Below are 19,639 nucleotides of genomic sequence, written 5' to 3' on the forward strand. Positions count from 1 at the left end.
CGGCGTCCCCCCGGAGCCGGGCGAGGAGTCTGCGCACTGGCGTGTCCCTTCTCGATGGTTTCTCACAGCACGTCGCCGAGGACGGCGACGATCACCGGCACCAGGCCGGCGAGAATGAAGGCCGGCAGGAAGCAGAGCCCCAGCGGCAGCACGATGAGCACGCCCGCCCGGCGGGCCGACACCTCGGCGGCGATGGACCGGTCCGCACGTAGGTCGTCGGCGACCCGGGTCAGCGCCCCGGCGAGCGCCGCTCCACTGCGCGAGGTGCGCAACGCGGCGGCGACCAGCCGGTCGGCCCCCGGTATCGCGCCGAGGTGCGCCCAGGCCTCGTCGGGTGCGCCGCCGAGCAGCAGCGTCCGGCCGATCCGGTGGAGCCGCTCGGCCAGCGGCCCGCCGAGGGCGTCGGCGACCTCGAGTACCGAGCGGTCGACCGGCGCGCCGGCCCGTAACGTCGCCGCCAGCAGGTCGGCGGCCAGCGGAAGGTCGGCGGCCTCGCGCAGCCGGCGGTCCCGGGCGGCCGGGGACTCGATCCGCCGGAGCAGCCGGTCCGCCACCAGCGCGGCAACCGCCCCGACGAGACAACCCGACACCCCGCCGAGCAGGACCGCCACCGCCACTCCGGCCAGCCCGGCACCGAGCCGTACGCGGTCCGGCCACCACGTCGGACGCCGGTCCGCCGCCGGCCGGACCTGGCCGCCCAGTCCCCGCAACCGTCGGGAGGGGCGGACGCCCGGCGCACGGAGCGCCACCACCAGGGCCGCCGCGGCGACCAGAGCGCCGGCCGCCCACTCCTGCCGGTTCATCGGGCGCTCGCGTCCGGCGTACCGCCCAACCGCTCCGCCCAGAGCAGGCCACCGATCTGCAACCCCATGGCGGTCAGCGCACTGACCGCCCCGACCGGGGTGTGCAGCAGCACCGCCACCGGATCGGCGCCGATGCCGTAGCCGAGGCCGATCCCGCCGAGTGGCAGGGCGGCGAGCAGCAGCGCGGTGGCCCGGGCACCGGCGGCCTGGGCCGAGGCGGCCGCCAACCCCCGGTCCAGCGCCCGGGCGTCGGCTTCGACGCGTTCGAGGAGTTCGGCCAAGGGCGCACCGGTCCGGTCGGCGAGCCGCACTGCGGCCCGGGTCAGGCTCGCCAGGCGGTCACCGTCGTCATCTGGCGTGGGGACGGGCAGTCCGGCCCGCAGGTCGGCGGCGAGACCGCAGAGCTGGTCCAACCTGCGGCGGCGTTCCCCGACCGCGTACCGCGCCGCCCGCCGCCGGAGCAGGGCCCTCGCGCCCAGCGCGCCGTACCCGCCGAGGAGGACCCCGGCGACCGGCCCGACGGCGAGGGCGCCGAGCGCCGCCGCCACGAGCCCGACCAGGAGCAACGTCCGGCGTGGGCGACCCACCAGCGGCGCGGGGAGCGCCCTGAACTTCTCCACGGCCTCTACCCGCGCCTGCGGCCAGCCAGTGGTCAACGCTCCCGACCACCGTGCAGTCGTGTCGGCGGTCCGGACGCTGTCCGAACCGGCGGCTCGATGGAGGCGGCGGATCTCGCCTGCGCCGAGCCGCAGCGGCTCCAGCGGTCGGCGAGAGTCGCGCCGACCGGGCGGCCGGAACGACGGTGGCCTGGTCAGCCCTCCCGCCGGACCGGCGAGCCGACCGCCGGCCATGGGAGCAGGCATCGGGCCTCCGACGGCCACCGCCACGGTGCACGGGCGGTCGGCGGCAGGTGCGAGCCGGCGCGAGCCAGCCCGGTCGGAGCGGCGCGGGCCGGGCGGTACGACCGCGGCCGGAGCGGCGACAACCGATGGCGCCGTCTCCGGCACTTCGGTGGCGGGTCCGGACGCGAGGAAGGCGGCCGGGGTGGCGACAACCGGTGGCGGTGTCTCCGGCACGTCGGTGGCGGGCCCAGACGCGAGGAAGACGTCCGGAGTGCTAAATAACGACTCGGCGTCGTGCGGCGTGAGTGTGGGTTGGCCGGGTGCGCCGGCACCGAGCAGGGCGCGGCGTCGCCGGCGGCTGCTGCGAACCGGCCAGGCCACCACCGCCGCCGCACCCACCAGCAGCGCCGTCACCAGCCAGATCGGGAGACTCATGCCGGCCCCGCCGATCCCGGCCACGGCTCGCAGAGGATCGGCGGCACCTCCACCCCCCGGTCCCGCAACATTGTGCCGAGGGCCCGACCGGCCAGCCCCAGCCCCCGTCCCCGCACCCAGGCGGGCACGACGGTGACCAGGCGGTCTGGCCCCTCCGGCAGCAGGAGGCTGATCGACTCCAGCACCCGGCCGCGCGGGCCGCGGCGTACCTGGAGCACCACCTGGAGCGCGGCGGTGACCTGGGCGTGCAGCGCGGCCCTGGGCAGCCCGCCGAGCAGTCCGAGTGCCTCCAACCGGGCCGGCACGTCGGCCGGAGTGTTCGCGTGCAGCGTCCCGGCACCGCCGTCATGGCCGGTGTTGAGGGCGCCGAGCAGGTCGACCACCTCCGCGCCCCGGCACTCTCCGACCACCAGCCGGTCGGGGCGCATCCGCAGCGCCTGCCGGACCAGCTCGCTGAGCCCGACCGCGCCGGTGCCCTCGACGTTGGCCGTACGGGCCTGGAGCCCCACCACGTGCGGGTGCACCGGGTGCAGCTCGGCGGCGTCCTCGACCAGCACGATCCGCTCGGTCGAGGGCACCAGCCCGAGCAGCGTGTTGAGCAGGGTGGTCTTGCCCGAGCCGGTGCCGCCGGTGACCAGGTACGCCAGCCGGGCGGCCACCACGGCCGCCAGCACCGGGGCGACCGGTCGTGGGACGGTGCCCTGGCGTACCAGGTCGTCGAGGGTGAACGGCCGCTGCCGGAAGGTACGCAGGGACAGGTAGGGGCCGTCGGTCGCCACCGGCGGCAGTACGGCGTGCAGCCGGGTGCCGTCGGGCAGCCGCGCGTCCGCGTACGGGGAGCCGTCGTCGAGCCGGCGGCCGGCGGCCGCGGTGAGCCGCTGCGCCAACCGCCGTACGTCGTCGAGCGTGCCGAGCGGCACCGCCACCTGCCGCAGGCCCTCGCCCCGGTCGACCCAGACCCGGGTCCCGTTGACCAGCACGTCGGTGACCTGTGGATCGGCAAGCAGCGGGGCGAGCGGCCCGGCACCGACCAGGTCGTCGCGGACCTGGTCGGCCATCCGCAGCACGGCGGTGTCACCGAGGACGGCGGCGGTGGGCTCGGCCCGGACGGCGGAGACGATCGCGGCCGGGGTGACGGGGGTGGCGGTGCCGGCCATCCGCTGCCGGACCCGGGCCGACAGGTCGTCGGGCCGGCCGGTCATGCCACACCCGGGACCGGCAGGCCGGTCAGCTCGGTGACGATCCGCCGGCAGAGCGCGGCGAGCGGACCCCGGCCGGCCCCGGCCGGCGCCTCGCCCCGTTCCAGCCCTCGGCACAACGCCGGCTCCGGGCGTAGCGTGCCGGCGAGCGGGAGACCGAGGGCGCGCGCCACCTCGGTGGCCTTCAACCGGCCGGGCGCCGGCCCGCGCACGATCACGCCGAGCGCGGCACAGTGCGGGGCGGCCGCGGCGACCACCCGGGCCGCCGCCGCAGTCGCCCGCAGCTCGGCCGGTACGACCAGGTACGCCTGGTCGGCCGACTGCAACGCGACCACCGCCGCGTCGTCGAGCTGGCGGGGCACGTCGACCACCACGAAGTCCCGGCCACGCCGGGCGGCGTCGACCGTGGCGGCCATCGCCTGGGCGGGCAGGGCCAGCAGGTCTCCCCGGTCCCAGGAGAGGACCACCAGGTCACCCCGGCTGGGCAGGGCGCGGACCAACGCCGGCGCGTCCACCCGGCCGTCGGCGTCGGTGAGCGCCGGCCAGCGCAGGCCGTCCAGCTCCTCCCAGCCGAGGACGAGGTCGAGGCCGCCGCCGAGCGGATCGGCGTCCACCAGCAGGGTGCGCAAACGGGCCCGGGCGGCGGTGACCGCGAGAGCGCCGGCGAACACGCTGGCCCCCGCGCCGCCTCGCCCGCCGAGCACCGCGACGGTCCGTGCCGGCCCGCCGAACGGGCGGTCGGACCCGCACTCGGTGAACCGGTCGACCAGCCAGGGCTCGGCCGCCGGGAGGGTGGCCACGTGTTCCGCGCCGAGCAGCTCGGCGACCTCCCATGCCGGGTCGAGCTCCCCGGTGCGGCCGACCAGGACCGTGCGAGGCCGCCGGGGCAGCCGCGCCCGCAGGCACGCCTGTGCCTGATCCCGGCCGACCAGCACCAGCGGCGCCGGCAGCCACCGGGCGCGGGCGGCGGCGGGATCGGCGGCCAGCTCGACCTCCGTACCGCCCGCGGCGGCCAGCCGAAGCAGCTCGTCGAGGAGGTCACCGTCCGAGGTCACCAGGAGCGGCAGCCGCCGGTGCGGCGGAAGTGAGGTACGGGGTGGCATCGCGGCCTCCAGCGGTCCGGCTCGGGGGTGCTGACCCAGACCCTGCTCCGATCACCCTCCGGTCCACCGGCCTCGACCGGTCGCCTGTGGACAACGCCCGCCCCTGTGGACAACCCGCGCCCAACCGGTGGATCTGCTAAAGCGATCCGCTTCCCGCGTCGTTGCCGAAGACCGACGCAGCGCTGTTCGGAGACGACGCGTCACAGCGCCGCGCCGACCCGGCGGACGACTGCCCGATCGACGGTGGAAAATTGCCGGCGTCGCAGCTCACCAGCCCCAGAGGGCGGGCAATCGTCGTCCCGTCCTCCACCCTGTGACCCATTGACGACCGAAGACACGGCCCGCCGATAATCGGTTTCCCCATGCCACCGACCGGGGTGGCTGCGCTGCCCGGGAACGGGGCCATGGCCGATCCGTCCGACGAGACCCACCGCCCCGACGCACCCCTGCGCATCGGGGGCTGGTTGCCCGAGCCGCGCCGTGTGGGCGGACTCCCGCCGTACCCGTCGATCGCGCCTGGAGAGGCACGGTGCCGCGCCGGCGATCCGGTGCCGGGACCGGCGCCGCCGGTCGCCCAGGAGCCGTCACCCCGCGTCGGCGGTCCGGGGCGGGCGCTGGTGCTGGGCTGCGCCGTGGTCGGTGCGCTCGCCACCCTCGCCGTCGCGTCGTGGCCGATCTGGACGGCTCCGCCGCGCCCCGAGGAAGGCCCGCCGGCCGCCGCGCCGGCAACCGGTCTCGACCAGGCGGCCGTGCCCGAGCCGGTGAGCGGCCAACCCACCGTCAGCTTCTCCCCCGCGCCGGTGTCCCTCTCCACCCGGGCCTCGGTGCGGTCGCCCCGCCCCACCGCGTCACCCACCGACCGGCCGCGCAAACCCGCCGGGGGTACGACGACCCGCCCTCGTCCGTCGACCACCCCACCCGGGCAGCCCCGATCGGACGAACTCCCGCCGCTGCCCCCGTCGCGCGAACCGTCGCTGCGCTCCAGCGGCGGCGGCGCGGAGACTTTCGTCGACTTCGTCAACCGGCGGGACTCCGAGGTCGTGGTGCACTGGCTCGACTACGACGGTCAGCGGCGCCGGTACGCCGTCCTGGAACCGGGCCGGTCGTACCGGCAGCAGACCTACCTGGGCCACCCGTGGGTGGTCACCGACGCCGGCGGGCACGGACTGGTCTGCTTCCTGCCCGCGCCCGACGTCAGCCGGGCGGTGATCCGATAGTGACGGGCGCCCCGAATCCCTGGCTGGCCTGGATCACCGGCTGCCGGGGACGCCGTCGGCCACCAGGACGACCCCGGCTGCGATGCACCCCGGCCTGTTGCCGTGGTGGTCGCGAAAGGGGATGCGCCGCCGGGTCGGGAGTTGCCACCCTCGGCGGATTCAGACGACTGAGGACCTCACCGCTGTGCGCTATGCGCGGATGCGCTGGAACACGCCGCTGTCGGAGGAGCATGCCGCTCTGCTTCTGCAGCGGCTTGGCATCCGGCCCGGCGCGCGAGTACTTGATCTCGGTTGCGGGTGGGGCGAGCTGCTGCTGAGGGCGGTCGCGGCCGGAGGAGTGAGCGGCACGACCGTGACGACAGGCGTCGGTGTCGATACGGACGACGCTGCTCTCGCGAGGGGCCGGGCACTGGCGGCTGACCGCTCGCTGGACGAGCACGTCACCTTCGTGAAGGGGGAAGCGGCCTCCTCGCGGGAGACCGGCGACCGCGTCCTGCGCATTGGCGCCTCGCATGCCTTCGGTGGGACGGCCGATGCCCTCAAGGCACTCGCCGAGTCCGTACGGCCTGATGGCCGCCTCCTGTTCGGCGAGCGTACTGGGAGCGGCCTCCGACGGCCGAGGCGGTAGAGATCTTCGGGGAGGAGACGGTGCCGCTCGCTGATCTCATCGAGCTCGCCCGTGGACTGGGCTGGAGAGTCCTGCACTTCAGCACTGCGGACCAGCGAGAATGGGACGACTTCGAGTCAACCTGGCGCGCGGGACAGCAGGAGTGGCTGCTGCAACACCCGGAAGACCCTCGCGCGACGGAGGTACGCGAGGAACTCGATGACCGGCTACGCGAGTACGTCGGCATCTACCGCGGTGTCCTGGGTCTTGCGTACTTCGTCCTCGGTCGCTGAGTGCTCGTTCGCCCACCGGGGTACCGACATGGTCCGTACCCCGACGAAGTCATCAACGACGACCTGCACCCGGCGGCTGCGGAGCCGCCTTGCCGGTCTGCTCGGGCCTTCTGGCCTGCGCGATCGGCAGGACAGGCCCGGTCCCCGGCTCCGGCGGACGCCAAGCTCGGATCCTCCGGTCCGGCAGGTTTCTCCTGGTCGGCCAGAGCTGCACCCGCCAGACGTCGCCGGGTGTGGCGGATCCGGGCCAGCCCCGGTTGACGAAGCCCCGGCCGCAAATGCGGACCCCGTACCGCCCGTCGGGCACCTCGCACGGCCGGCACCCCAGCGTCGGCGAGCCGTACGACAGCTCCCCGCCGTCGACCTCCAGCGCGCACTCGAAGATCTCTTCCCACTGCCCGAAGTCCCGGGGCGGCGGTTCGGCCCACACCTCGACCCGCAGCGCCATGTCGAAGTTGTTCTGGTGCGGCACGAGAACGAGCACCGTGTGATCGTCGCTGGCGATGTGCGGGCCCACCTGCGCCTCCCGTCCGAGCATGCTCAGGTCCGAGTCGCCCTCCGACGTGCCGGAGAGAGTGAACTGCCCGTAGTCCAGTGCGACCGTCATGTCGTGAGCCGTGACCGGCGCCGGCATCCCCACGTCGGACAGTGTGCCGTGGGACCGGTCACCCTGGCGCCCCGTGGGGCTCCTGGTAGACCTGCTAGCCGCGGAAGAACCAACCGGCCAACTCCCACCGCCGTTCACCGTGTCATCGCATGCTGAGGTGGCGCAGTAGAAGTAGGCCTCGGCCAGCCAGCGCTCCAGGTTGTCCGGGTCCTCGTTGTCGCGGCACACCGCACGCATCGCCTGCCCCGAGACGAGTTGAAGGCGATCTGGTCCACACGGGATCCAGCTCAGGGGTCGATCGCAGTGGTTTCGCCGGTAGCAGGCGGGTGGGCTGACGCGACTGACGACATGGTCATGGAGCAATGCCTGGCCTACAGGCGGGGCAGCGTGGCGGTGTTTGCGCCGGGTGCCCGGTCGAACTCGTCGCGGTTGCGGACGATGTCGCTCTGGTGGCTGCGGACCCAGTGCACGAGTCCGTCCACGGCCGCGCTCAATGAACGGCCGAGCGGCGTCAGTGCGTATTCAACCCTCGGCGGCACTTCCGGGTAAGCGGTCCTGGTCACCAACCCGTCGCGGGTGAGGGCGCGCAGCGTCTGACTGAGCATCCGCTGAGAGATGCCGGCGACCTGCTCGTGCAGCGCGGTGAAGCGCAGCGGGCCGGAGGCCAGGACCGTGATGGTCAGCAGCGTCCACTTGTCGCCCACCCGCGCCAGCACATCGCGGACGAGCTCGATCGTCTGGACGCAGTCCGGCGCGACCCCGCGCTGTGCGAGCTCGGTACCAAGGAAGCTCGTCATGCCTTCTGTTCCTCATGCGTCAGTAGCTGACTTCAAAGTGCGTATCGGGGAGCCGGACTAAAACCGGTGGGCGCACGTTTCTTACTGATCGTAACTGAGGTGCGGCCACCCATTCGTGGCCGTGACAGCGGAAGGGACGACATGGTTCGGCACGACACCTTCACGATCTCGCGGCATCTCGACGTGCCGCCGGGCGAGGTCTTCATGGCGTTCGCTGACCCCGCGATCAGGCGGCGGTGGTTCCGGCTTCCCGGCAGCGCAGCTTCCTACGAGCACGACTTCCGGGTGGGCGGAGGCGAGACGGCGCGCAGCACCTTCACCGGACTGGACACCGCGCCCGAGCGGCTGGAGTTCCGGTCGCGGTACGTCGACATCGCGGGCAGCCATCGGATCGTCTACGGCTATGAGGCCCTCGTCGACGGCGACCTGCGGTGGACCTCGCTGGTCACCGTCCGGCTCGACGCCGAGACGGACGGAACCTGCCTGGAATGGACCGAACAGGTGACGTTTCTCAGGTACGCGGGGGACGGCAGTGTGGACCTGGCGCACCTGCGCGGCGCAAGCGTGCTGCGGCTGAACGGCCTCGACGCGGCGCTTGCAAAGCGCAACGGTTGAAGCGGTTCGTGAATCCTGCCCGCGTTCGTCGATCCGGCAGCATGGTTTGTGCACCGCCGCCTAGCATCGGGTAAAGCCGACATCTCGGGCGCGGGCCGCTGCACCTTCTCTCTCGCGCGACATTTCGGCGGTCCTGCGGTAACGGCCGGCCGGGCCGGCATGCCGACCGTGACGAATCGGAAGGAAAGCGGCATGAGCTACATCACGGCCAAGGACGGCACCGAGATCTACTACAAGGACTGGGGTACGGGCCCGGTTGTCACCTTCTCCCATGGCTGGCCGCTGAACGCGGACGCGTGGGACGGGCAGATGCTCTTCCTCATGCAGAACGGTTTCCGGGTCGTCGCGCACGACCGCCGTGGTCACGGCCGGTCGAGCCAGGCCTCCGGCGGCAACGACATGGACGGCTATGCCGACGACCTCGCGGCGGTCATCGAGGCGCTCGACCTCACCGACGCCACGCTGGTCGGGCACTCGACCGGCGGTGGTGAGGTCGCGCGCTACATCGGCCGCCACGGGACGGGACGGGTCGCCAAAGCCGTCCTCATCTCCGCCGTGCCGCCGATCATGGCGCAGACACCGGACAACCCCGAGGGCCTGCCCATCGACGTCTTCGACGGGCTGCGCGCCAACCTGATGAAGGACCGGTCGCAGTTCTACCAGGATCTGGCGCAGATGTTCTACGGCGCCAACCGACAGGGGGCAACGGTCTCGAAGGGGATCCTCGACCAGTTTTGGTTGTGGAGCATGCAGGCCGGCCTGTGGAACGCGTACGCGAGCATCAAGGCCTTCTCCGAGACGGACTTCCGCGACGATCTCGCCAAGTTCGACATCCCCACCCTGGTGCTGCACGGCGAGGACGACCAGATCGTCCCGGTCAAGGACTCGGCGAGGAAATCGGCTCAGCTCATCCCTGATGCCAAGGACATCTACTACCCGGGCGCGCCGCACGGCATCACGTCCACTCTCCAGGACCAGGTCAACAAGGATCTGCTCGCGTTCCTGAGGAGTTGACCGAGGCGACACAGCCTTTGGGTTCACCGAGGTGGTTAGACCCGGCCCCTACCTCTCCCTCGATGACTCGATCAGGGCGCAGAGGTCGGCGGGGAAGCGGGGCGGCGTGGTCATCGCGGCGCTCCTTCAGGGGCGCAGAGTGGCGCTCAAAGGAAGGCAGGGCCGGACGGGCTGGTGGAGGTCGTGTGACGGCTGGCGGTGGCCCCGCAGGTAGGGAAAACGGGGCCAACCTACCGTCTGCCGCGAACGACACACGTCTGGCTCGTGCCCAGGCTGTGCTTGACAAGCTGGAACGGGAGAGCGACGAGCAGCGTGCAGGCCCGTCTCACCGGCCGCGGCGTAGGTGCAGCACCGCCGCCAGGGCGAGCAGCAGGAGCCCGAGCGTGCCCAGACCGGGGATCGCCTCCTTCTCCTCCGCGTTGATCCCGCGCCACAGCCAGTCGAGCGCGAGCGATATCGCGCCGTAGAGGAAGACGATGCCGAAGAGCGCAGGGACCAGCACACGGGTCCGTGGCACCGTCGGCGCGACGAGCGTGGCCGTCAGCCGGGCCCGCCTGGTCAGGTACCACCACCGGATCAGCGTCACGCTCGTGCCACCGAAGACGAGCAGCCCCAGCACCGCCGAGACCGGGTTGCGCCAAGCGCCATTGGCCGCGTGGGAGAAGGGCAGGATCGCGAAGAGCACACCGACGACCAGCATCCAGGTGTAACGGCGGGCCTTGGACACGGGTCCGCGCACCTTCACCGGCTGCGGAATCGGGGTTGACGGTGGATACGGGCCGGAGGGGGCGTGCGGACCGTTTTCGATCATGGGCGGCAGTATGCCACCCGCAAGCACGGCCGTGGTTCCGCCGGGATGGCCGCCCACGCCCGCCGACTGGGTCCCGCCGCAAGGCTGGCGGCCCGATCCCGCGTGGCCCCTGCACCTGACGGCTGGCAGTTCTGGGTCAGAGACTGAGCGGGTTCTCCTCCTCCGGACGAATGCGTTCCCTTGTCGACCGTTCCTGGCTAGGGCAAGAGGTGTTCGAAGCCCTTGGCGGTGCGGGAGGGGACGAACTCTGTCACTGCATACTCGGCAAGGCCCCGCTGGCGGAACGGATCCGAGGCGAGCCGGCGCTCAAGTTCTTCCCGTGCGAGGTTCCGAGCCAGAATCACGCCACCGACACGGGGAACCCGACGACCGGAAGCGATGAACGCCCCGTCCGCATACTGCTGGTCCAGCCAGGCGACGTGGTCCTCAAGGGCATCGTCGATCTGGGCGAGATCGGCGAGGTAGGTCAGTGTCACCACGAACATTTCATGATCGTATGCCGGCAATGACCTGCCCTCGTCACGGGTCCGAGATGGTGGGCGTGGATATCCGCCCGCAGCCTCGTTACCCGTTCACCTTCATACGCAGCGACGCACTCCCGTTCAGGCCCGTGACCCGCCGGCGGAGCCCCGGCCATCCTGGAGCCGGAGCGCCCCCGCCGGAGGCGAGTAGCCGCATCGATCGTCGCGGTCCAGCCGGTCAGTCGGGCAACTTCTCGAACAGTTCGTTCGGGCTGTCGTAGTACCTCGTCGTGCGGCCCAGATGAGTCATGCCGAGCCGCCGGCACACGGCCTGGGAGGCGCGGTTCTCAGGGTCCGTGACGGCAAGGACCTTCGCCAGACCCCGGCTGAACGCATCGTCGAGGACCGCCTCCGCTGCTTCGGTTGCGTAGCCGTGTCCCCAGGCGTCCGGATGCAGGTGCCAGCCGATCTCGACGTCGTTCCACCCACCGGCGGGTTCACCGGCCGACAGGGGAATCGGCTTGAGCAGGAGGTTTCCAACCAGGCGGCTGTCAGCCGCTGTCGTGATGGCCCAGATTCCATGGATCGGGTGGTCGATGGCACGTCGGCGTGCGATCGAGGCGAGTGCTTCCTCGCGGGTACTCATGGTCGTCGGACGGGCGCCCAGGAAGCGCACGACCTCCCAGCGCGACTCAAGGTCCAAGAGGAATTCGACGTCGTCATCGCGCCAGGGGCGCAGTAGCAGGCGGTCGCTGGTGAGGGTGCGCATGCGACCGAATCTAGCCAGTGCCTTACGCGCCTCAGGCCCGGGCGCCTCGCGCGCGGTCGTAAGTCGCGCAGCGGGTCATGGGCCGCGAGCAGGCGTCGACGACGCTGAACCGTTATACGCACACTGCTGACTATGCCGCTGGGATCTTGGATGCCTTCGCGCTGCCTGCTGACGATCTGCTGAATACAGCGGCCGAGCTGCCCAGCGAGAGCCTGCCCGACAGCATGGAAGAGTCGCCGTGAACTGCGTCGGAGCGCTCACACCGAATAGGGACGACCCCCGTCGGGGGGGACCCAAGTTGTCGGTCGGTGCCGAGCGATGTTGGTTCACGCCTGGCGCCAAGCGTCCGTTGATCCGTCGTGCCGGCCTGGATCAAGGAGCTTGCTGCCTCACCGCTGCCTCCAGCCTCGTCGTTTGCCCTTGACTGCCCTCGTCAATCGTCGGTCGGCATCGCACGAGCAAACGGGCAAGATCGGCCCGTGCCTCACGAAGAACGCTTTCTCCGCTGCGAGGTGGTCGCATGGGTCAGCCAGGATTTCCCGGGCTGGGTGCGCGTCCGCATGGTCGAAGCTGACGGGAAGTCGTGGTTCTTCGTCGACAAGGTCCCCGTCTTCACCGACGGTCAGCTAAACGCCGACACTCGCCTGCCGGCACCAGTTCGCGTGCGATGCAGCATCGTCAGCCAGGACGAAGACGGTGCCCTAGTCATCTCGACCCAACCGGATGGGGTCGAAGCAGAGGATGGACAGACGCTGTTCCGGGTGCGCGGGCGCCAGCTGGACCGACACACGGTTTAGGAAGGGGACAGCAGCAAGGTGCAGGGCGAAGGATCCACCAGGTAAAACGGGTCGGGCACCGGGTTGCTCGACTTGATCATTTCGTGCCTGTTCCGCATCTTGCGACTCGGCCTGACGTCTCGCTTAGCGGAACGGTCGTCCCCCGTTTTGTTGCTGTCGGGGCAGGCCAACGTCGTGGTCTGCTCCGATTCGTCCACTTCCGCTGGAAGTAAGCCCCCCGGCTTCCCGACCTCCCACGCTGCCCCCCGACCAGGATCCTGACCTGCCGAAACGTCTTCTGTCGGTTTCCGGCTTCTGCCACTGCTACTCGTCGCTTGTGCCGGATCTGTGCCACCTGATCATGGCGAACTTGCCGGCCTCCGCAGCCGGCCGTTGATCGAGCAGCGCTACCGGGCCGACCTGGGGGATCGGAACGGCACCGTCGTCCGTTGTCCACCTGGCGACATGTCGCCGATGCGGCAGGCCGCAGCTAGTGATCTTCAGGTGAGCTGCGTCACAGACTTCGGTCGGTCGATCTTTGAGACCGCCAACGGGCCGCTGGCGTGACCCGCGCGGCACGTGAAGGGGCACGGGGGATCGTTCGTTCCAATGTGATCCAAACGGGAGATGAGCCTCCTGCACCCCTTCGTCATGGCTCGATCAACTGCGGGTCATCTTGAAGGAGGCAGCACCGATGCTGAGACGTGCACATAGGAGGCGTCTGGCCAGATGTCTGGTCAGCGCTGGCGCGGCGATGATCCTCGTCGCGACGGGACTGGCCACCACCGGTACGGGTGCACAGGCGGCGGCCGGGGCGGGAGCCTCCCCGTCGGACAAGATCCGGCCGGAGCTCACGAAGCAGTTCGAGGCCAGGAGCGAGGGCGACTTCTGGATCCGCTTCCGAGACCGGGCGGACCTGAGCCAGGCCAGTGCGATCAAGGATTGGGCCAAGCGTGGTGCCGCGGTCGCGGACGCGTTGAAGAAGACCGCTGCCGACAGTCAGGCCAAGATTCGGGCTGAGCTCGACGGCGCGGGTGCGAAGTACCAGACCTTCTGGGCGAGCAACGCCATCAAGGTGAGCAGTGGCTCAGTGACGATGGCGCAGAGCTTCGCCGCCCACGCCGAGGTCGAGGGCCTGTACGCCCCGGTCGCCTACAAGGCGCCGGAGGTCACCGAGGGCACCAATGAGAAGACGGTGAACGCCCTCGAGTGGGGCATCGCCAACATCAACGCCGACGACGTCTGGTCGCAGTATGGCGTCAAGGGTGCGGGCATCACGGTGGCGAACATCGACACCGGGGTCCAGTTCGACCACCCGGCGCTGGTGAACTCCTACCGTGGCAACAACGGCGACGGGACGTTCGACCACAACTACAACTGGTTCAACGCCGCCGGGATATGCCCCGACGCGCCCTGTGACACCGACGGCCACGGCACGCACACGATGGGCACGATGGTCGGCGATGACGGTGCGAACCAGATCGGCGTCGCACCCGAGGTCACGTGGATCGCGGCGAACGGCTGCTGCCCCAGCGACACCGCGCTGATCGCCTCCGGCCAGTGGATGCTCGAGCCGACTGACCTCAACGGCCAGAACCCGGACGCCAGCAAGCGGCCGAACATCATCAACAACTCGTGGGGAACGACGCTGCCCTCCAACGATCCGCTCATGGAGGACGTGACCCTGGCCTGGACCGCATCGGGCATCTTCGGGGCCTGGTCCAACGGCAACAACGGTCCGGGATGCCAGACCAGCGGCTCCCCGGGAAGCCGGATCAGCAACTACTCGACCGGCGCCTACGACATCAACAACAACATCGCCAGCTTCTCCAGCCGCGGCGCCGGGCAGGACGGCGAGATCAAGCCCAACCTTTCGGCTCCTGGTGTGAACGTGCGGTCGAGCGTTCCGGGCAGTGGCTACGCCAGCTTCAACGGCACCTCGATGGCGGCCCCGCACCTCGCGGGCGCGGTCGCGCTGCTGTGGTCGGCGGCACCGGCCCTGGTCGGTGACGTCAACGCGACCCGTGCGCTGCTGGACAACTCGGCGGTCGACAAGGAAGACCTCCAGTGCGGTGGCACCGCGGACGACAACAACGTGTACGGCGAGGGCCGGCTGGACGCGCTGGCGTTGTTCAACGCCGCCCCGATCGGCGACACCGGCACCCTGGCCGGCACCGTCACCGACGCGGGCACCGGTAACCCGATCGCGGGTGCCACGGTCAACCTGACCGGTCCGGTGAGCCGCCAGCTGACCATCGGGGCCGACGGGAAGTACTCGTCGTTGCTTCCGGTCGGCGACTACCAGGTCGCCGTGGCGGCGTACGGCTACGAGAGCAAGACCCTGCCGGCGACGGTCACCAAGGACACCACCACGACGCTCAACGTGGCGCTGGCGGCGGTACCGAGCGTCACGGTCAGCGGAGCGGTCACCGACGGCTCCGGACACGGCTGGCCGGTCTACGCGAAGGTGACCGTCGAGGGTCCGTCGGGGGTGTCCGACTACGCCACGCCCGTCGACGGCCGCTACAGCTTCGAGCTGCCGGCCGGGGCGACGTACAGCCTGAAGGTTGATCCGCAGTACCCGGGCTACGAAACAGTGACCAAGGAGGTCGTGGTCGGATCGGGCAACGTCACCGCCAACGTCGCCGTACCAGTGCAGACCAACGTCTGTACGACGGCACCCGGATACCGGTACTTCTCGGACGGTGAGTACGAGCCCTTCGACGGCACCACCGTGCCGGCCGGCTGGTCGGTGGTGGACCACCTGGGCGACGGTGAGGTCTGGAGGTTCACCGACGACGGCAAGTGGGGCAACCTGACCGGCGGCACCGGCAACTTCGCGGTCGTCGACAGCGACAACTACGGCCCCGGTGGGCAACAGGACACCTCGCTCGTCAGCCCGGTGGTCAACCTGACCACCGTGCCGGCACCGGTGATCCGGTTCAATCAGGACTTCAACTGGGCGACCTCCGACCGGGCCGATGTCGACCTGAGCCTCGACGGCGGCGCCACCTGGACCAACGTGCTCCGGCAGGTAACCGACGTCGGCGGGCCGCGGGTCACCGAAGTCCCGATCCCGCAGGCCGCGGGCAAGGCGGAGGTCCGGGTCCGGTTCCACTACTACGACGCCCACTTTGCATGGTGGTGGCAGGTCGACAACGTGCTGATCGGCAGCCAGGTCACCTGCCAGCCGATCGACGGTGGCCTGGTGCTCGGCCACGTTCGTGACAAGAACGACAACGGCTACGTCAACGGCGCCACGGTCACCAGCGACGACCGGCCGGCGGAGAGGGCCACCACGGCGGCGACGCCCGACGACACCGATCTGCCGGACGGCTTCTACTGGCTGTTCTCCTCGCTGACGGACACGCACAAGTTCACCGCGAAGGCGGGCAACTACGTCAGCCAGAGCGAGCAGGTCGACGTCCAGGCCGACCGCGCGACGGCGGCGAACTTCCAGCTCGCGGCCGGCCGGCTGGCGGTGCAGCCCGCTGGAGTGACCGGCACGGTCCGGATGCCCACCGGCAAGGTCAGCAGGACCTTCACCGTGACCAACACCGGCGGGGCACCCGTCGAGGTCGAGTTCGGTGAGCGGAACGACGGCTTCGAGCTTCTCCGGGCCGACGGGTCCCGGATGACCAAGCAGGAGGTAGTCGGGTCCAACGGCGCGCCGGAGCAGCGGCTCACCGTCCCGACGTCGTTCGCCGCGACGGCGTCCGGCAAGTCGCCTGCGGCGGCCTCCGCCGCGGTCGGCCCGCAGGCCGAGCCCTGGACGGACATCGCCGACTACCCGGCGAACGTGATGGACAACCGGGTGGTGAACCTGGACGGCAAGGTGTACTCGATCGCCGGCACCAACGGATCGGCGTCCACGACGAAGAACTTCGTCTACGACCCGATCGCGCAGAACTGGGCGCCGATCGCCGATCTTCCCGCCGCGCGCGTTGCCATGACGGTGGGCGTCGTGGACGGGGAGATCATCGCGACCGGCGGCTGGGGTGCGTCCGGCCCCGAGGGCACCACCTGGTCGTACGACCCGGCGGCCAACTCCTGGACGGAGAAGGCTGACAACCCCGCGCCGCGCGCCGCGGCCGGGCAGGCGGTCGTCGACGGCATGCTGTACGCCATCGGTGGCTGCACGACCTCGTCCTGCACGCCGATGTCGAACGATGTCGTCCGGTACGACCCGGGCAGCGACACCTGGGAGACGCTGCCCGACTACCCGAAGTCGGCGGCCTTCGCCTCCTGCGGCGGGATCGACGGGGTCGTCTACTGCACCGGTGGTCACGACGGGTCCGCCGCGCACAAGGCCAGCTACGCCTTCGATCCGGGTGCCAACACCTGGACCGCAATCGCCGATGCGCCGGCCGACAGCTGGGCCAGCTCGTTCGCGGTGGCGAACGGCAGGCTCCTGGTGGTCGGCGGCGTGCAGAGCGGAGCCGTCACCAACGCCGGCTTCGCCTACGACCCGGCCATCACCTCGTGGTCCAACCTGCCGAACGCCAACACCCCGCGGTACCGCGGTGGCGCGGCGTGCGGCTTCTACAAGGTCGGCGGCTCGTCCGGTGGCTTCGCCGCCACCCCGGACAGTGAGGCGCTGCCCGGGCTCGAGGAGTGTGCCGAGGACGTCAGCTGGATGACGATCAACAAGACGTCGGCCACGCTGGCGCCGGGTGAGAAGGCCACGGTCACCGTCGAGATGACGGCGAACGTCGACCAGCCGGGCGCCTACTCCGGTTTGGTCTCCATCAAGGAGAACACGCCGTACAAGGTGCAGCCGGTCGCGGTGACGATGAACGCGCAGCCGCCGACGACCTGGGGCAAGCTGATGGGCACGGTCACCGGCACGAGCTGCCAGGGCGCGAGCGCACCGATCGCCGGTGCGGTCGTCCAGGTCAACGCGAAGGCGATGTCGTGGACATTCGCCACCGACACCGAGGGCAAGTACGCCTACTGGCTCGACCGTAAGCACGACCCGCTGAAGATGATCGTCGCCAAGGACGGCTGGCAGCCCCAGACCCGTCAGACGAGGATCAACACCCGCACGCCCACCGTGGAGAACTTCGCACTGTCCCCGATCCGCTGCTGACAACTGACCACTAACTGACAGATCCGGCCCGCCTGGTTTCCGACCAGGCGGGCCGGACCGTTTCCGTTCGGTACGAGCCGCGGCGTCGTGGTCATTCTTGAAGGAGATTCCATGGCCCTCGCGGGCCTCCCACGGGTGGACGGTGCTCGTGCACTTCCGCTGGAAGTAGAAGCCGCGGCGTCCTGACCTCCCGCGCTGCCCCCGGCATGACCGGGCCGGCCTGCGCTGGGGTGAGTGCGCCGGGCTGACGTCGTCGTCGGTCGACCTCGACCGGGGCATCGCTGCGCGTGGTCCAGGTGGCCGAGGAGACCCACGGTGGGATCGTGCTGCGCCCGTACCCGAAGAGTCGCGCCGGGGTCCGGACCGTGCCGCTGCTCGGCTTCCGCCTGGCCCCGCTCCGCGAGCTGCACGCCGCCACCGACGATCCGGACCCGCGCACGCTGGTCTTCCGTGACCGGGTGGGGCGGCCACTGCGGCGGTCGAACTTCCGGCGTCGAATCTGGCTGCCCTCGCTGGTCCGCGCCGGGCTGCTCGGCCAGGTCGTCAACACCGGCTCGCACCGTTTTCGCGCGACCTGGCCGGACCGGGAGGGCGTCGAGTGGTCCGCGGAGTTCACCACCGAGCGGGAACCGGTCGCCTGCGTGGCGGCCAAGGCCGTCGGCGGGATGCGGTTCCACGACCTGCGGCACGCCTACGCCACCTGGCTGGTCACCGACGGCGTCCGATCAACCTGGTGCAGCGGGTCATGGGGCACGAGCAGGCGTCGACGACGCTGAACCGTTATACGCACACCCCGGACGACTACGCCGCCCGTGTCCTGGCTGCCTTCGACAGCTCTGCTGCCTCTCTGCTGCCTCCGGCCGAGGAAGTGCCCTCCGAGAGCGCGTTCATTGAAGACGAGGAGGGCCTGTGAGCTGCGGCGGAGCACTTGCCCGGAATAGGGACGACCCCCGTCGGGGGGAGACGGGGGTCGTCGGGAGGTTCGGCTCCGGGGGGGTTGAGCCGAACCACTCAGCGGTCACGGGGGGTGCAACCGCCGAGGGCCTGCGAGTTGTCCGAGATATGAATACTCGTCGTGAGGACAAGCATGCCCGAGCAGAGTGTTCACGTCGAGTGGTGTCGACCCCACTCAGGGCGAAAATGTGACCACAGCGTGTGATAGCCGTCACGTAGAGCAGGGGTTGCAACGGCTAGCCCGCAGGTCGGAGGGGCTGGTGACCCCGGGCACCCGCCGACCTTAGACCATCGGGCTAGACTTTCGCGCCGTGGGCCGAAGTGCCGCTTTCTTCGATCTGGACAAGACCGTCATCGCCAAGTCGAGCGCCCTGGCGTTCGGTCGGCCGTTCTACCGGGACGGGCTGATCACTCGGCGTGACGTCGTCAAGTCGGCGTACGCGCAGCTGATGTTCCGGCTGGGCGGCACCGACGAGCAGACCATGGCCCGGACCAGGGACTATCTCGCCACGCTCTGTAAGGGCTGGCAGGTGGAACAGGTCCGTCAGATCGTCGCGGAGACGCTGCACGAGCTGATCAACCCCTACGTGTACGCCGAGGCCGCCGCCCTCATCGAGGAGCACCAGGCCGCCGGCCGGGACGTCGTGCTGGTCTCCGCCTCCGGCGAGGAGATGGTCCGCCCCATCGGTGAGCTGCTGGGCGTGACCGACGTGATCGCCACCCGGATGACGGTCGAGGGCGGCCGCTACAGCGGCGAGGTGGAGTTCTACGCCGCCGGGCCGAGCAAGGTCGAGGCGGTCAGCGAGCTGGCCACCGCCCGGGGCTACGACCTGGCCGACTCGTACGCCTACTCCGACTCGTACAGCGACCGGCCGTTGCTGGAGTGCGTCGGCCACCCCACGGTGGTCAATCCGGACCGGGCACTGCGCAAGCTCGCGGTGGAGAACGCCTGGCCGGTGCTGGAGTTCCGGCACCCGATCCCGCTGGGCCGGCGGCTGCGGGAGCGCCCGGCCGTGCCGGTGGCCGCGGCGGCGCTCGGCGTCGGCGTGGGAGTGGCCATCGGCATCGCCTGGTACGGCCGGCACCGCCGCGGCAAGGTCACCCCGGCCGCCTGAGCACATCCGCCGGGTCCCCTGGTCACACCCGCCGGCCGGAGCGGCCAGGCAGCCGGCAGGGACCGCCGATCGGAGCGGACAGGAAGGCGGCGAGGACGCCCGCAGGGGCGACAGAACCGCGGTCACCCAGTC

20 protein-coding genes are annotated in these 19,639 nt (G+C 70.8%); 11 read left to right on the forward strand and 9 right to left on the reverse strand.

From position 1 onward, the window contains the following. Positions 1-62: 62 nt before the first annotated feature. From FHX75_RS14490 to ssd, 4 genes are all read right to left on the reverse strand, one after another. Positions 63-803: a type II secretion system F family protein gene (locus FHX75_RS14490; RefSeq protein ID WP_154940275.1), complete on the reverse strand. Its 741-nt coding sequence runs from the start codon at positions 801-803 to the stop codon at positions 63-65. After that, positions 800-1,690, reverse strand: coding sequence for a hypothetical protein (locus FHX75_RS14495; RefSeq protein WP_425463512.1), 891 nt, complete (start codon positions 1,688-1,690; stop codon positions 800-802). The genes FHX75_RS14490 and FHX75_RS14495 overlap by 4 nt, the downstream gene beginning before the upstream one ends. A 386-nt stretch (positions 1,691-2,076) precedes the next feature. Continuing rightward, positions 2,077-3,282 carry a TadA family conjugal transfer-associated ATPase gene (locus FHX75_RS14500; protein WP_154940277.1) on the reverse strand — a complete coding sequence of 402 codons (1,206 nt, stop codon included), beginning with the start codon at positions 3,280-3,282 and terminating at the stop codon, positions 2,077-2,079. Next, complete coding sequence (gene ssd, locus FHX75_RS14505; RefSeq protein ID WP_211364516.1) at positions 3,279-4,334, reverse strand: septum site-determining protein Ssd; 1,056 nt, start codon at positions 4,332-4,334, stop codon at positions 3,279-3,281. Before ssd ends, FHX75_RS14500 begins: the two co-directional genes overlap by 4 nt. A 452-nt stretch (positions 4,335-4,786) precedes the next feature. On the opposite strand from ssd, the gene FHX75_RS31615 reads away from it, so the two are divergent. From FHX75_RS31615 to FHX75_RS31245, 3 genes are all read left to right on the forward strand, one after another. Continuing rightward, entirely contained in the window at positions 4,787-5,599 is an 813-nt protein-coding gene (locus FHX75_RS31615) for a VHL beta domain-containing protein (RefSeq protein ID WP_154940281.1), read from the forward strand. 199 nt (positions 5,600-5,798) lie between these two features. Beyond that, positions 5,799-6,227, forward strand: a complete 429-nt coding sequence (locus tag FHX75_RS31240) for an SAM-dependent methyltransferase (RefSeq protein ID WP_211364468.1) — start codon at positions 5,799-5,801, stop codon at positions 6,225-6,227. Positions 6,228-6,247: 20 nt separating this feature from the next. Then, positions 6,248-6,499 carry a hypothetical protein gene (locus tag FHX75_RS31245; RefSeq protein ID WP_211364469.1) on the forward strand — a complete coding sequence of 84 codons (252 nt, stop codon included), beginning with the start codon at positions 6,248-6,250 and terminating at the stop codon, positions 6,497-6,499. Positions 6,500-6,551: 52 nt separating this feature from the next. On the opposite strand, the gene FHX75_RS14520 is transcribed toward FHX75_RS31245, so the two are convergent. Further along, positions 6,552-7,106 (reverse strand): hypothetical protein, encoded by a 555-nt coding sequence (locus FHX75_RS14520; protein WP_154940283.1) that lies wholly within the window; start codon positions 7,104-7,106, stop codon positions 6,552-6,554. Positions 7,107-7,477: 371 nt separating this feature from the next. Further along, on the reverse strand, positions 7,478-7,903 hold the full coding sequence (locus FHX75_RS14525; protein ID WP_154940285.1) for a winged helix-turn-helix transcriptional regulator: 426 nt from the start codon (positions 7,901-7,903) through the stop codon (positions 7,478-7,480). A 141-nt stretch (positions 7,904-8,044) separates the two neighbouring features. On the opposite strand from FHX75_RS14525, the gene FHX75_RS14530 reads away from it, so the two are divergent. Next, on the forward strand, positions 8,045-8,518 hold the full coding sequence (locus FHX75_RS14530) for an SRPBCC domain-containing protein (RefSeq protein ID WP_154940287.1): 474 nt from the start codon (positions 8,045-8,047) through the stop codon (positions 8,516-8,518). A gap of 192 nt (positions 8,519-8,710) precedes the next feature. Then, a complete protein-coding gene (locus FHX75_RS14535; RefSeq protein WP_154940289.1) occupies positions 8,711-9,532 on the forward strand; it encodes an alpha/beta fold hydrolase in 822 nt (273 codons plus the stop codon). A 325-nt stretch (positions 9,533-9,857) separates the two neighbouring features. On the opposite strand, the gene FHX75_RS14540 is transcribed toward FHX75_RS14535, so the two are convergent. From FHX75_RS14540 to FHX75_RS14550, 3 genes are all read right to left on the reverse strand, one after another. Further along, positions 9,858-10,259, reverse strand: coding sequence for a hypothetical protein (locus FHX75_RS14540; RefSeq protein ID WP_154940291.1), 402 nt, complete (start codon positions 10,257-10,259; stop codon positions 9,858-9,860). 281 nt (positions 10,260-10,540) lie between these two features. Beyond that, a complete protein-coding gene (locus FHX75_RS14545) occupies positions 10,541-10,828 on the reverse strand; it encodes a YciI family protein (protein ID WP_154940293.1) in 288 nt (95 codons plus the stop codon). Between the two features lie 214 nt (positions 10,829-11,042). Beyond that, positions 11,043-11,573 (reverse strand): GNAT family N-acetyltransferase, encoded by a 531-nt coding sequence (locus FHX75_RS14550; RefSeq protein ID WP_154940295.1) that lies wholly within the window; start codon positions 11,571-11,573, stop codon positions 11,043-11,045. Between the two features lie 77 nt (positions 11,574-11,650). On the opposite strand from FHX75_RS14550, the gene FHX75_RS30780 reads away from it, so the two are divergent. From FHX75_RS30780 to FHX75_RS14570, 6 genes are all read left to right on the forward strand, one after another. Continuing rightward, on the forward strand, positions 11,651-11,815 hold the full coding sequence (locus tag FHX75_RS30780; RefSeq protein ID WP_170285373.1) for a hypothetical protein: 165 nt from the start codon (positions 11,651-11,653) through the stop codon (positions 11,813-11,815). A gap of 237 nt (positions 11,816-12,052) precedes the next feature. Continuing rightward, on the forward strand, positions 12,053-12,370 hold the full coding sequence (locus FHX75_RS14555) for a hypothetical protein (protein WP_154940297.1): 318 nt from the start codon (positions 12,053-12,055) through the stop codon (positions 12,368-12,370). A 733-nt stretch (positions 12,371-13,103) separates the two neighbouring features. Next, the gene (locus FHX75_RS14560) at positions 13,104-17,438 is read left to right on the forward strand and encodes a S8 family serine peptidase (RefSeq protein WP_246158060.1); all 4,335 of its coding nucleotides are present in this window, start codon (positions 13,104-13,106) and stop codon (positions 17,436-17,438) included. 296 nt (positions 17,439-17,734) lie between these two features. Beyond that, positions 17,735-18,214 (forward strand): hypothetical protein, encoded by a 480-nt coding sequence (locus FHX75_RS31620; RefSeq protein ID WP_246158063.1) that lies wholly within the window; start codon positions 17,735-17,737, stop codon positions 18,212-18,214. After that, positions 18,184-18,351 (forward strand): hypothetical protein, encoded by a 168-nt coding sequence (locus tag FHX75_RS31625; protein WP_246158065.1) that lies wholly within the window; start codon positions 18,184-18,186, stop codon positions 18,349-18,351. The genes FHX75_RS31620 and FHX75_RS31625 overlap by 31 nt, the downstream gene beginning before the upstream one ends. A gap of 352 nt (positions 18,352-18,703) precedes the next feature. After that, positions 18,704-19,507 carry an HAD family hydrolase gene (locus FHX75_RS14570; protein ID WP_154940301.1) on the forward strand — a complete coding sequence of 268 codons (804 nt, stop codon included), beginning with the start codon at positions 18,704-18,706 and terminating at the stop codon, positions 19,505-19,507. Positions 19,508-19,639 lie beyond the last annotated feature (132 nt).

The organism is Micromonospora palomenae (genome assembly GCF_007829925.1).
GTDB lineage: Bacteria > Actinomycetota > Actinomycetes > Mycobacteriales > Micromonosporaceae > Micromonospora > Micromonospora purpureochromogenes.

What these genes read in the sequence shown, in the direction of transcription:
- FHX75_RS14500 (WP_154940277.1), bottom strand. Translation starts at nt 3,282, where the DNA reads ATGACCGGCCGGCCCGACGACCTGTCGGCCCGGGTCCGGCAGCGGATG.
- FHX75_RS31615 (WP_154940281.1), top strand. Translation starts at nt 4,787, where the DNA reads ATGGCCGATCCGTCCGACGAGACCCACCGCCCCGACGCACCCCTGCGC.
- FHX75_RS14490 (WP_154940275.1), bottom strand. Translation starts at nt 803, where the DNA reads ATGAACCGGCAGGAGTGGGCGGCCGGCGCTCTGGTCGCCGCGGCGGCC.
- FHX75_RS14550 (WP_154940295.1), bottom strand. Translation starts at nt 11,573, where the DNA reads ATGCGCACCCTCACCAGCGACCGCCTGCTACTGCGCCCCTGGCGCGAT.
- FHX75_RS14530 (WP_154940287.1), top strand. Translation starts at nt 8,045, where the DNA reads ATGGTTCGGCACGACACCTTCACGATCTCGCGGCATCTCGACGTGCCG.
- FHX75_RS14525 (WP_154940285.1), bottom strand. Translation starts at nt 7,903, where the DNA reads ATGACGAGCTTCCTTGGTACCGAGCTCGCACAGCGCGGGGTCGCGCCG.
- FHX75_RS14520 (WP_154940283.1), bottom strand. Translation starts at nt 7,106, where the DNA reads ATGACGGTCGCACTGGACTACGGGCAGTTCACTCTCTCCGGCACGTCG.
- FHX75_RS30780 (WP_170285373.1), top strand. Translation starts at nt 11,651, where the DNA reads ATGGGCCGCGAGCAGGCGTCGACGACGCTGAACCGTTATACGCACACT.
- FHX75_RS14545 (WP_154940293.1), bottom strand. Translation starts at nt 10,828, where the DNA reads ATGTTCGTGGTGACACTGACCTACCTCGCCGATCTCGCCCAGATCGAC.
- FHX75_RS31240 (WP_211364468.1), top strand. Translation starts at nt 5,799, where the DNA reads ATGCGCTGGAACACGCCGCTGTCGGAGGAGCATGCCGCTCTGCTTCTG.
- FHX75_RS14560 (WP_246158060.1), top strand. Translation starts at nt 13,104, where the DNA reads ATGATCCTCGTCGCGACGGGACTGGCCACCACCGGTACGGGTGCACAG.
- FHX75_RS14535 (WP_154940289.1), top strand. Translation starts at nt 8,711, where the DNA reads ATGAGCTACATCACGGCCAAGGACGGCACCGAGATCTACTACAAGGAC.
- FHX75_RS31625 (WP_246158065.1), top strand. Translation starts at nt 18,184, where the DNA reads ATGGGGCACGAGCAGGCGTCGACGACGCTGAACCGTTATACGCACACC.